Here is a 12,072-nt window from a genome sequence, read left to right as displayed (position 1 = left end):
AGAGAACAAGACCATCAACCTGGTGAGCAAGGAAGGGGTGCAGCTCGCGGCGATCGGCTATGCGCATCTGTCGCGCGACGAGATCTATCACCACCTGGAGCAGTTCTATCGGCAGTTCTATTTCCGGCCGTCGAAGATCTGGGAGATCGTGCGCGAGATGCTCACGAGCTGGGACATGATGAAGCGGCGTCTGCGCGAAGGCGTGGAGTTCTTCCGCTTCCTGCGCGCGCACGAGGCATGATGGACCGCGCGCATGCGACGGGGCGAACGGGTGCCATCGTTGCGATGGCCGTGACGGTGCTTGCCGTCGCTTTTGCGGCAATCGAAGTCATTCGCGCTGAATTGCCCGCGTTCTCGCACCTGCTCTTCAATTCGCTCGCGGTGCTTAGCGGTCTTTGCGCCGTGCTCGGCATCATCTATACCTGCACGGCGAGCGCGCTGGTCGGCCGTTTCTTCGCGCGCGAAGTGGCGACACCTCGGCACTTTCCGGCCATCACGCTCGCCAAGCCGCTGCATGGCGACGAATGGCACCTCGAGGAGCACCTCGCCAGCTTTTTCGAGCAGGACTATCCTGGACAAGTCCAGTATCTGTTCGGCGTGCACGATGCGCGTGACATAGCGCTCAACGCCATCGAGCAGCTACGCGCGCGTTATCCCGATGCGCACATCACGGTCGTCGCCGATGCGCGCCTATACGGTCCCAACCGCAAGATCGCGAATCTCGTGAACATGCTCGAAAAGGCCGAGCATGATGTGCTGTGCTTTGCCGATAGCGACGTGCTCGTCGACAAGAACTATCTGCGCCAGGTGGTCGGGGCGCTGCAGCAACCGGGCATCGGCCTCGTGACCGCGGTTTATCGCGGCCTGTGCGCGCCGGGATTCTGGCCTCGCGTGGCGTCGGCACTGACCAACTATCATTTTCTGCCCGGCGTCGTCACGGGGCTCGCAATCGGGCGCGCGCGGCCATGCTTCGGCCAGTCCATCGCCATGACGCGTGAAATGCTCGAACGCATTGGCGGGCTGGCGCAATTCGCGCATCACCTCGCCGAAGACCATGCGATCGGCGAAGCCGTGCGCCGCGCCGGCGCGGAAGTTTCTATTCCGCCGATTCTCGTGCGACACGCTTGCGTGGAGAATACGTTTGCCCAACTCTTTGCGCACGAACTGCGCTGGAGCCGCACGGTTCGCGCGGCGGACCGCTCGGGGCATCTGGGCGCCGTGCTGATGCATCCGTTCGCGCTCGCCATGCTTGCCGTGGCATTGTCCGGCGGCGCAGCGCCCGCGTGGATACTGGGCGCCGTGGCGCTGTGCGCGCGCGCGTGGCTGATGTGGCGGACCGACCGCGCGACCGGCGACAAGTCCAGCGGACTGTTATGCTTACCCCTTTGGGAAATGGTCCAGTTCGCGATCTATGTCGCGAGCTTTTGTTCGTCTGGCGTCGTTTGGCGCGGCACGCGCTTTCGCGTCGACAGGAATGGCATGCTTTCGCCAGTCCACGAGACCTGAGCGTCACAGTAGATGGGGGGCACAATGAGACGGGAGCATCCACTAGAGAGCACCCGCAGATGAAGCACATGGGACGTATCGCCGCCCTGGTCGGTCTTGCGATCGCCGTGTGGCTCGTATGGCGCGAACATCCCGCGGCGGTGCTGCAACTGTTGCGCGGCGCGGGCATGGGCCTCGTGCTGGCGGCCATCGTGCATATCCTGCCGATGTGCGCGAACGCGTGGGACTGGCGCAGCCTGATTCGGGCGGCGCAGCGTCCGTCGTTCGCGACGATGCTCAAACTCGTGTGGATTCGCGAGTCGATCAACGGCTTGCTGCCCGTTGCGCGCGTGGGTGGGGAACTCGTGTCGTTCCGCTTGCTCGGCCGTGCGGGCGTACGGCCGGCCACGGCGGTGGCGAGCCTCATCGCCGACATGCAGCTCACGCTGATCAGCCAGGTGCTGTTTGCTTTGCTCGCAGCTGGCTATCTGCTCGAACATTCCTCATCCGACACCGCGCGGGTCGTGGGGCGGATCGCATGGGGCCTCGCGGGCTTCATACCGCTGCTCGTGCTCTTCGCGCTCGTGCAGCATGCGCGGCCGTTCGAGCGCGCGGCACGCACGCTCAACCGCGTCACGAGCGGCAAGGTTGTCGATCTCGTGGGCAAGTCCGCGCGCGTCGATTTATCTCTCAAGCTGATCTGGCGGCAGACCGGCGTGGTCGTGCGCTATGTGCTCATCTGGCAAACGCTGCAATGTCTCGGCTACGCGCTTGAAATCTGGATCGCGTTGCGCGTGCTCGGCACGGACGCGACCTTCGGGCAGGCGTTCGTGATCGAAGCCCTGATCCAGATGCTGAGCAGCATCGCGTTTCTCGTGCCAGCCGGCCTTGGCGTGCAGGAGGGCGGGTTCGTCGTGATCGGCGGACTGCTGGGATTCGATGCGCCCACTTGTCTCGCGCTCGCGGGCGCAAGACGCGTGCGCGATCTGATGTTCTATTTGCCCGGGCTGCTTGCCTGGCAGGCGGCCGAATACGGCTGGCCGTCACGACGCCGGACAGAGGGCACGGCCACGCGCACCCGCACGGAATAATCCCGGAAGTGACCTGTTATTGAAGACAGGTCGCTTCACATTGCTCTATTGTCGGCAATCGCCCGAAAGGACTCGACATGGCAAGGGATTTCAGCGCGCTGAACAAGCACGCTCACCGCGAATACAAATTCGTTCAGGCCGACTCATATCGCCAGGTCAGGCAGACCTACGGGACAGATATGGATGGCGGGGCGTGCATGGGAGTCGTGTTGAATTGGGTCAAGGAGAAGTTGTCGACCTCGAACGGGCTACTTCGTCCTGATGGTCCCCTGCGCAATTCGGCCGTCAAGCATTTTTCAAATCCACTCAATCCCCTTTCGCGCATTCGCAACGGCATCTCCCCGCCCACGGATTCCACGCTGGGGAAACTCATCGGCAAGGAACCCGGGCAACCACGCGGCAGAAAGAGCGGGGCGCGCAACGAAGCGGCCATGCTGGAGGGCGCGAAGAATCAGGAAAATTACAACCGCTACAAGACCATTGACGAGTTGGTCGCTGAACTCGAGCTCGATCCGGGCGGATATACGCCAGAAGAAAAAACGCGCAAGGTAAAGTATGTCGCGCAGAATGCTGGCACAAGCCGCCCCCAGGAGAGTTTCGGAGCCGAGCGCGTGGACGACGCCACGATTGCCGGAGCCGGGGAGCAGTTACCCAAGGGCAATGCAATCGTGCTCGATTTGAAGCAAGAGGCTGGTGGTACCGGGCACGCCGTTGCGTTCTACAAGAGCCGGGGAGGCACGCTCTATTTTTTCGACCCGAACGCCGGCGTGTACGAGATTTCTCGTCCGTATGAGAAACACCTTCTGGGATTCGTGCAGGCGTGGCTCGATGTCTACACGAAGGACAAAGACGATAACGGCGTGCCCACTCCGAAAAACTGGAAGACGAAGAATGAACACCGCTGGTATTCAGTTTATACCCGCACTGCCCCCAAGAAAGCCGGCACTACCCCCACGGAAGACTAACGCCTGAAAGAACCCGGAGCCCTCGCGAGCATTAACCGTGACTCGTGCGCAACTGAAAGCGCCAACGCTCGAGATTCGAGAGTTCATCCATGGTCTTCTTCTCGATGTCGCCGCGAATCAGGTGATGAATCGTGAGCCGACCCTGCTGTGTCTCCAGGATCTGCACTAGCCGTGCGCGCTCCTGGTGGCCCTTGAAGCCCAGATCGAAATAGATGACGCGGCGACGCGTATCCCCGGTGACGAGGCTCAAACCGCCCCCGCCGCCCGACCCGCCAAGGACGCCCATTTGGGGAATATCCCGTATGAGGAGATTCCAGCTGAAGCCATTGCGCGCGATCCACTTCTTTGCATCCTCCTCGCGCTTCATGGCCATGAGCGCAGCGGGCGGATGGTTGGTCACATCGGTCGCGATCGTATAGCGCGACCTGTGCCAATTCCTGAAGGTATTCGACTCCCGATTGTGCGCATACATGTTTCTCTCGACCTTGCCTTCGAAGTCCCATTGCTGCGTCACGGTGTCGAACCTGAACCATTCGATGCACTCGTTCCACTCCAGTTGCGGGCATTCGATGTCATCGGCCATGAGCTTGCCGAGCATGGGCGCCTTTACCTCGGCGCGAAACGTCAGATCGAATTGATGACCGGCGGTGCCAGTGGAAGAGCGCCCGCCAATGGGTTTGATCCGCTCCACGGGCACAGCAAGATTGGAAATCGTCATGCGTGCTTTCATGGCTCACCTCTGTGCAATTCGGGATGCAGCGATAACAGCTGAACGTTTCCAGATATTCCCTCCCATGCACGGCGACAGGCTGCAAAAAACAAATGGAATAGTTCTCCTCGCCGGGCTGTTGTGCAAGAGCGGATCGAACTGGATCGACCCGTTGGGCTAAAGGAGCTTCTCCATGAATCACCTCTCACGCGGGAAGCATATTGCGATTGGGGCTGGGCTGATTTCGATGATGAGTGGGCCTTCCGCGCAAGCCGAATCGATCGATGTGCCTGGCGTGCAGCCGTTCCTGAAGACGACCGCAGCGGGGGTGCAGATCTACGCCTGCGAGTACGGTGCGGATCACACGCTCGACTGGGTCTTCCGGCAGCCACGAGCCACGCTCTACGACGCGCACGGCGCCGAGGTGATCGAGCATTCGGCCGGCCCGTCGTGGCAAGCGCACGATGGCAGCCGCATCGAGGGAAAGGTCGTCGCGCAAGAGCCGAGCGATACGCCAGGCAGCGTGCCGCAACTGCTGCTCGAGGCGCACTCCGCCGGATCACCGGGCATGCTCGCATCCGTGCGCTACGTGCAGCGGGTCAGGACGGTTGGCGGCGTGAAGCCGGCCGCGCCGTGCACAGTCGAGCACGAGTCGGGTAGCTCGCCTTATATCGCGACTTACATCTTTTATAAGTAATAAGACAGATCATAGAACGGTCTCTCTGGAAAGGTACATCGTCAATTAATTCGGAATGCGAAGGTAAGACAGTCAAAGCGCCATGACCATCGAATTCATCACGCATCAGGACTGGACCGCGTGGCTCGAACCTCTCACGCAAGCACAGCCGTGCGGCCCCGACCTCGAATACGACGCGCAATTCCGCGAACTCGAAGAGGCGGTCAGCGGACGTCCGGAAGCCGAGTATGGCGACACGCTCGTGGCCGCGGTGCCGCCCGACTGGGAAGCCGCCGATGCGCTTGGCACCGCATTGATGGCCCGCACGCGAGACCTGCGCGTGGTGATGCATATGGCGCGGGCGCGCTGGGTCCGCGAGGGCATCACCGGTCTCGCGGACGGGCTCGTCCTGACTGCCGCACTGCTGGAGCGCCACTGGGAGCACGTGCATCCGCAACTCGACGCCAGCGACGGCGACGACGCGACGGCCCGCATCAACGCGCTTGCCGCGTGGACGGAGGCAGGCGGCGTGCTTGCCGGTCTCATGGATAGCCCGCTGCTGCAAGGCCGTTCTCCGGTCACGCTGCGCGAGTGGTCGTATGCGAATGGCGAAACCGTGGCACCAGAAGGGCACACGATGATGAGTCTCACGGCGATCGAAGCGTCGATCGCCGTGTCGCCCGATGCTGCGCGCAGCGCGAAGAAGGCGTTCGATGCCGCACACGACAGCGTCCGCGCAATCGAAGCGACGCTTGCCGAACGGGTAGGCGCTATCCAATCACTCGATTTCGCTTCGTTGAGGGCGTTGCTGGAGCGCGCCTCGTCGCTGCTCGCAACGGGCGTGGGCGAGCACCCGGACGATGCGCAAATGCGTTACGCAGATGAGGCCGGTGTCGCGTCGCCTGCCGCCGCCAACGGTAACGCATCCTCCAGCACGATCAGCAGCCGTGCCGACGTGGCCGCTGCGCTGCAGCGGATCTGCGCCTGGTACGCGCAACACGAACCTGCCAGCCCCGTGCCGTTACTGCTCGAACGGGCGCGCGGCCTCGTCGAGAAGTCCTTTGTCGATCTCTTGAAGGACCTCGCGCCGGAAGGGCTCGCGCAACTTACCCAGGTGGTCGGTACGGCTGCCGTCGAAACGCCGGTGGAATGATCGAAGCCGCATTGCAACGCAACTCAACCAGGAGAACGGTCAAATGGCCAAGGAGAGCAGTCAGAAGTTCATTGCGCGCAATCGGGCGCCGCGCGTGCAGATCGAGTACGACGTGGAAGTGTACGGCTCGGAAAGGAAGGTCAGCTTGCCCTTCGTGATGGGCGTGCTGTCCGATCTTTCGGGGCAGCCGCAGGAAGCGCTGCCGCCTGTTGCGGAACGCAAGTTTCTGGAGGTCGACATCGACAACTTCGACGAACGGCTGCGCTCGATGAAGCCGCGTGTGGCGATGCAGGTCGACAACACGCTGACCGGCGAGGGCAAGATCGGCGTGGACATGACCTTCTCGAGCATGGACGACTTCGAGCCCGCCGCGATCGCGCGCAACGTCGAACCGCTCGCCAGGCTGCTCGAAACGCGCAGCCAGTTGCAGAACCTGCTGACCTATATGGACGGCAAGACCGACGCGGAAAAGCTCGTCGCCCGCTTGCTCGAAGACCCTGCGCTGATGAATGCGCTCGCCGCCGCGCCGAAGCCCGAGGGCGCGCCCGACACCGAATAAAGGACCCAAGATGGCAGACACCCAACTCGATCCATCCGCGTTCGCGCAGCCGGAAAGGCAGGAAGCCGACGCGGCGAACCCATCCGGCGAGTTTCAACAGCTCCTGCAGAAGGCATTCCGCCCGCGCACGGAGAAAGCGCGCGAAGCGGTGGAAAGCGCCGTGCGCACGCTCGCGGAGCAGGCGCTGCTCGACACGCACCGCGTGTCCGACGACGCGCTCGCGACCATCGAAGCGCTGATCGCGCGCATCGACGAAAAGCTGAGCGCGCAGATCAACGTCATCCTGCATGCACAGCCGTTCCAGCAGCTCGAAAGCGCGTGGCGGGGACTCCACTACCTCGTCACCAACACCGAGAGCGATGAGAGCCTCAAGCTGCGCGTGATGAACATTTCGAAGGCCGACCTGCACCGGTCGCTGCGCAAGTACAAGGGTGTGGCGTGGGACCAGAGCCCGCTCTTCAAGCGGCTCTACGAGGAAGAGTACGGCCAGTTCGGCGGTGAGCCTTACGGCGCACTGGTAGCCGACTACTACTTCGACAACAGCGGCCCCGACGTCGATTTCCTCACCCAGATGGGCAAGGTTTCCGCCGCCGCGCACGCACCGTTCATCGCGGGCGCGGACCCCGCCGTCATGCTGATGGACTCGTGGCAAGAACTCGCGAATCCACGCGATCTCACGAAGATCTTCCAGACGCCTGAGCACGCCGCATGGCGCTCGCTGCGAGATTCCGAAGACTCGCGCTATATCGGCCTTGCCATGCCGCGCTTTCTCGCGCGCACGCCCTATGGCGCGAAAACGAGCCCCGTGGAGGAGTTCGATTTCGAGGAAGACACCGCGGGCGCGGACGCATCGAAGTACGCGTGGGCCAATGCGGCCTACGCGATGGCCGTGAACATCAACCGCTCGTTCAAGACGTGGGGATGGTGCTCGCGCATTCGCGGCATCGAGTCGGGCGGAGTGGTGGAGGATCTGCCGGTCCACGCGTTTCCCACCGACGACGGCGGCGTCGACATGAAGTGCCCGACGGAGATTGCGATTAGCGACCGCCGCGAGGCCGAGCTGGCGAAGAACGGCTTCATGCCGCTCGTGCACAAGAAGAATTCGGATATCGCGGCTTTCATCGGCGCGCAGTCGCTCAACAAGCCGATCGAATACGAAGACCCGGACGCCACGGCGAACGCCAACCTCGCCGCGCGTCTGCCTTATCTGTTCGCCTGCAGCCGTTTCGCGCACTACCTCAAGTGCATTGCGCGCGACAAGCTCGGCAGCTTCAAGGAGAAGGACGACATGCAGCGCTGGCTGCAGGACTGGATTCTTCAGTACGTGGACGGCGACCCCGCCAACTCGTCGGAAGAGACCAAGTCGCGCCGGCCGCTCGCGGCGGCGGAAGTCGTGGTCGAGGAGGTGGAGGGCAATCCGGGCTACTACACCTCGAAGTTCTATCTGCGTCCGCATTATCAGCTCGAAGGCCTGACCGTCTCGTTGCGGCTCGTTTCGCGGCTGCCGTCGACCAAAGCGGCGTGAGTCGCCGCGGTTTTCAACTCTGAACGAACCCGATCAATAAGGAATCCAAATGGCAGTCGATATTTTTTTGAAGCTTGGCACGGTCACGGGCGAGTCGCTGGATACGACTCACAAGGACGAAATCGACGTGCTCTCGTGGAGCTGGAGCATGGATCAGTCCGGCACGATGCACCTCGGCACGGGCGGCGGCGGCGGCAAGGTCGACGTGCATGACCTCTCGATCACCAAGTACACGGATCACGCCACGCCGGCCATCATGACCGCCTGCGTGACCGGAAAGCACTTCCCGACGGGCAAACTCACCGTGCGCAAGGCGGGCGGCAACAAACCGCTGGAGTACTACACGATCGATCTGGAAAAGGTGCTCGTCACGAACTACGCGACAGGCGGATCGGACGGCGAGGACCGCTTCACCGAAACGGTGACGCTCAACTTCGAGAGATTCCATGTGACCTACCAGCAGCAGGATCCGACCACTGGCTCGGCGCTCGGCGGCGTGGTCGAGTGCAAGTGGAACATTCCGGCCAGCGCGCCGGCGTAAGCGGATCATGCGCACGAGAAACGCCGAGCGCGTGCTGCCCTCGCTGCTCGAGCGGCTGACCGACCACGCGCCCGAGGCGACCAGCGAAGTCCGCGAGCATCGGGCCAGTTCGGCGCGCGCGCAGCGCCTGAGCGTCATGCGCGACATCGGCTGGCTCCTCAATGCGCGGGGCATCGCGTCGGCGCAGGAGATCGCGCGCTATCCGTGCGTGGCCGACTCGGTGCTGAACTTTGGCTTCGCGGAGCTGGCGGGCAAGAGCGCGTCGGATGTGGAGCTCACGCGGATCGAACGGCTGATTGCCGAGGCGATCGGCGCGTTCGAGCCGCGCATCGTGCGCGGCACCTTGCGCGTGCGCGCCATTCAGTCCGGTGGCGTGGCGATCGCGCACAACGCGCTGGCGTTCATCGTCGAGGGCGATCTCCATGCGCATCCGGTGCCCGAGCGGCTTTATTTGCGCACGGAACTCGATCTGGAGGCCGGCAAGGCGAACGTGTACGAAGAGGTGACGCCCAGATGAACCCCGACTTCCTGCAGTACTACAGCCGCGAACTGCAGCATGTTCGCGAGATGGGCGGCGAGTTCGCCAAGGCGTTTCCGAAGATCGCGGGGCGGCTCGGCCTCGAAGGTTTCGACTGCGCCGATCCCTATGTGGAGCGCTTGCTCGAAGGTTTCGGCTTTCTTGCCGCACGCGTGCAGATGAAAATCGATGCCGAGTTTCCGCGCTTCACGCAGCATCTCGCCGAACTGGTGTATCCGCACTATCTCGCGCCGACGCCCGCAATGACCGTCGTGCAACTGCAGCCCGACAAGACTCACCCCGCGCTTGCGGACGGGGTTGCCGTGCCGCGCGGCACGCCCCTGCAGGGCCGGTTCGACGGCGAGCGCGCGACGCGCTGCGAGTTTCGCACGGCGCACGCGCTCACCTTGTCGCCGCTCGAACTGGTGGAGGCGCGCCTTTTTACCCACACCGGCGCGCTGCCCGGCATCGCGGCCGCCATGCCGCGCGGCGTGAAGGCAGGCTTGCGCCTCAAACTGCGCGCGCTCGGCGAACGCTCGATTAGCGACCTCGCCATCGATCATCTGCCCATCTACCTGCGCGGCAGCGACGGCACGGCGGCAAAGCTCCATGAACTTCTGGTCGGTTCGACGCTCGGCATCGCGACGCCCAGTGGCGTGCTGCCGCCTTCGTCGCTGCGCGCGCTCGGCTTCTCGGATGAAGAAGCGCTGCTGCCCGTGAGCGATCAATCGTTTCCAGGCTATCGGCTGCTGCAGGAGTATTTCGCATTTGCGCAGCGCTTCATGTTCGTCGGCATCGATGGATTGCGCTCGCATTTCGCTCGTTGTGAAAGCCATGAAATCGAGCTTGTCGTCCTGCTTTCGAAGGGCGATACCGCACTCGAGCAACGGATCGACCACGAGAATTTTGCGCTCCATTGCACGCCTGCGATCAATCTGTTTGCGCGCCGCGCCGATCGCATCGCGGTGACGGGCGAGCAGTTCGAGCATCACGTCGTGGTAGACCGCACGCGGCCGCGCGACTTCGAAGTCTATCGCGTGCAAAGCGTGACGGGCCATCGCTCGGGTGGCAGTGCGCCGATCGAGTTTCAGCCGTTCTACCGCATGCGCGATCTCGGCGCAGGCGACCGCGACACGGCGTTTTATCAGGTGCGGCGCGAAAAGCGTCTGCCGTCCGCCCGCGAGCAGGAGCGCGGCGCGCGTTCGTCGTATGCGGGCAGCGAAACCTGGATCGCGCTGGTGGATACACACGAAGCACCATATCCCGGCGATCTGCATCAGCTCGGTGTCAGCGTGCTGTGCACCAACCGCGATCTCACGCTGACCCTGCCGCTCGGGCGCGGCGAAACCGACTTCACGCTGGAGCTCGAAGCGCCGGTTTCCGGCGTGCGCTGTGTCGCCGGGCCGAGCCGCCCGTTGCCATCCTATGCGCAAGGAGCAGTGGCGTGGCGTCTCCTGAGCCACCTGTCGCTCAACTACGCATCGCTCGTCGACGATGCGAACGGGAGCGGCGCCCGCGCCATGCGCGACCTGCTCGCGCTCTACGCGCCCGAAGGCGACGGCGCGGCCGCGCGGCAGATCGAAGGCTTGCGCTCCGTCGGCTCGCGGGCGGTCACGCGGCGCCTGCCTTCGCGCGGGCAGATCGTGTTCGGGCGCGGCCTCGCGCTCGATGTGCTGCTCGACGAGAGCGGTTTTGAAGGTGCGAGCGCGTTTTTGTTCGGCGCGGTGCTTGCGCGCTTTTTCGCGCAATACGTGTCGATGAATTCGTTTACCGAAACCTGCGTGAGTTCGACCACACGCGGTGAAATCATGCGCTGGGCGCCGGGGAGCGGGCAATGCCGGACGCTGTAATGCTATTCGAGCGCTTCTGCGCCGATGCGAACCGCTTCGACTTCTTTCAGGCTGTGCGGTTGGTCGAATGCACGCATCGCGGGTTGCCGCGCGTGGGGTCGTCGCTGCGCCCGCGCGACGACGCAGTGCGATTCGGTCAGGAACCCGAATTGATCTTCTTTCCAACGGCGCTACGCCGTTTCGTCAGCACGCAGGACACGGCACCGAAGCTCGCCGTGAACTTCTTCGGGCTGCTCGGCCCGAACGGACCGATGCCCACGCATCTGACCGAATACGTGCGTCACCGCGCGCGTCACGCGGGCGATCCGACTTTCGCGCGCTTTCTCGACGTATTTCATCACCGCATGGCCTCGCTGTTCTATCGCGCGTGGGCCACGGCGCAGCCGGTGGTGAGCCTCGACCGCGACGACGACGACCGGTTCTCCGCATACGTGGGCACCGTGTTCGGGCTCAACGAAGCGGCGCTGCGCAATCGCGACACTGTGCCCGATTTCGCCAAGCTGCATTTCGCGGGGCTGCTCGCGGGGCCCACGCGCCACGCGGCGGGTTTGCGGATCGTGCTGTCGCACTTCTTCGGCTTTCCGGTGGAGGTCGTGCAAAACGTGGGGCACTGGATGAAGCTGCCCGACGCTGCGCTAACGCGCGTCGGTTCGCGCGACGAAAACGCCCGCATGGGCGTCGGCACGATGCTCGGGGCGAGAGTCTTCGATCGGCAGCACAAGTTCCGCGTCGTGCTCGGACCGCTTTCGCTGGGCGACTACGAGCGCTTCCTGCCGGGCGGCGCAAGCCTCGTGCGGCTCGCCGACTGGGTGCGTCTGTACGTGCGCGATCCACTCGAATGGGACGTGAACCTGCAATTGCGGCGCGCGCAGGTGCCGCGTCTCGCGCTGGGGCGCAGGCTGCGCCTCGGCTACACGACCTGGCTGCACGCGCGCCCGGCCACGGCCGACGCGGTGCAACTCAAGCTTCGTCCGTTGGCCCCATCTCATGCAAAGGACTAG

General features: G+C 63.7%; 12 protein-coding genes and 1 pseudogene. 12 read left to right on the top strand and 1 reads right to left on the bottom strand.

Translation table 11 applies throughout. The features are described from left to right. The 4 genes and pseudogenes from M3I56_RS23740 to M3I56_RS23725 all read left to right on the top strand — a co-directional run. Positions 1–241, top strand: a pseudogene (locus M3I56_RS23740) (hopanoid biosynthesis associated radical SAM protein HpnJ); the annotation flags it as partial. Then, a complete protein-coding gene (gene hpnI / locus M3I56_RS23735) occupies positions 241–1,506 on the top strand; it encodes a bacteriohopanetetrol glucosamine biosynthesis glycosyltransferase HpnI (RefSeq protein WP_375541781.1) in 1,266 nt (421 codons plus the stop codon). The pseudogene M3I56_RS23740 and the gene hpnI, both read left to right, overlap by 1 nt. Before the next feature lie 59 nt (positions 1,507–1,565). Next, positions 1,566–2,576, top strand: a complete 1,011-nt coding sequence (locus tag M3I56_RS23730; protein WP_254356080.1) for a lysylphosphatidylglycerol synthase domain-containing protein — start codon at positions 1,566–1,568, stop codon at positions 2,574–2,576. A gap of 77 nt (positions 2,577–2,653) precedes the next feature. Continuing rightward, on the top strand, positions 2,654–3,541 hold the full coding sequence (locus tag M3I56_RS23725; protein WP_254356079.1) for a YopT-type cysteine protease domain-containing protein: 888 nt from the start codon (positions 2,654–2,656) through the stop codon (positions 3,539–3,541). Between the two features lie 31 nt (positions 3,542–3,572). Here M3I56_RS23725 and M3I56_RS23720 read toward each other — a convergent pair whose 3' ends face one another. Next, positions 3,573–4,259 carry a hypothetical protein gene (locus tag M3I56_RS23720; RefSeq protein WP_254356078.1) on the bottom strand — a complete coding sequence of 229 codons (687 nt, stop codon included), beginning with the start codon at positions 4,257–4,259 and terminating at the stop codon, positions 3,573–3,575. Positions 4,260–4,443: 184 nt separating this feature from the next. Here M3I56_RS23720 and M3I56_RS23715 point away from each other — a divergent pair, with 184 nt between their 5' ends. From M3I56_RS23715 to tssG, 8 genes are all read left to right on the top strand, one after another. After that, positions 4,444–4,947, top strand: a complete 504-nt coding sequence (locus M3I56_RS23715; protein WP_254356077.1) for a DUF3455 domain-containing protein — start codon at positions 4,444–4,446, stop codon at positions 4,945–4,947. 82 nt (positions 4,948–5,029) lie between these two features. After that, entirely contained in the window at positions 5,030–6,079 is a 1,050-nt protein-coding gene (gene tssA, locus M3I56_RS23710; RefSeq protein WP_254356076.1) for a type VI secretion system protein TssA, read from the top strand. A gap of 43 nt (positions 6,080–6,122) precedes the next feature. Further along, positions 6,123–6,638, top strand: coding sequence for a type VI secretion system contractile sheath small subunit (tssB, locus tag M3I56_RS23705; protein WP_254356075.1), 516 nt, complete (start codon positions 6,123–6,125; stop codon positions 6,636–6,638). Positions 6,639–6,648: 10 nt separating this feature from the next. After that, on the top strand, positions 6,649–8,163 hold the full coding sequence (tssC, locus tag M3I56_RS23700) for a type VI secretion system contractile sheath large subunit (protein ID WP_254356074.1): 1,515 nt from the start codon (positions 6,649–6,651) through the stop codon (positions 8,161–8,163). A gap of 49 nt (positions 8,164–8,212) precedes the next feature. Further along, positions 8,213–8,704, top strand: coding sequence for a type VI secretion system tube protein Hcp (locus M3I56_RS23695; protein ID WP_254356073.1), 492 nt, complete (start codon positions 8,213–8,215; stop codon positions 8,702–8,704). Between the two features lie 7 nt (positions 8,705–8,711). Next, complete coding sequence (gene tssE, locus M3I56_RS23690) at positions 8,712–9,221, top strand: type VI secretion system baseplate subunit TssE (protein WP_254356072.1); 510 nt, start codon at positions 8,712–8,714, stop codon at positions 9,219–9,221. Further along, positions 9,218–11,071, top strand: coding sequence for a type VI secretion system baseplate subunit TssF (tssF, locus tag M3I56_RS23685; RefSeq protein WP_254356071.1), 1,854 nt, complete (start codon positions 9,218–9,220; stop codon positions 11,069–11,071). Before tssE ends, tssF begins: the two co-directional genes overlap by 4 nt. Next, positions 11,056–12,072 (top strand): type VI secretion system baseplate subunit TssG, encoded by a 1,017-nt coding sequence (gene tssG, locus M3I56_RS23680; protein ID WP_254356070.1) that lies wholly within the window; start codon positions 11,056–11,058, stop codon positions 12,070–12,072. The genes tssF and tssG overlap by 16 nt, the downstream gene beginning before the upstream one ends.

The organism is Paraburkholderia sp. CNPSo 3281 (assembly GCF_024206515.1).
GTDB lineage: Bacteria > Pseudomonadota > Gammaproteobacteria > Burkholderiales > Burkholderiaceae > Paraburkholderia > Paraburkholderia nodosa.
Note: the sequence above shows the minus strand (reverse complement) of the source record. Positions and strands in the feature narration are given on the sequence as shown.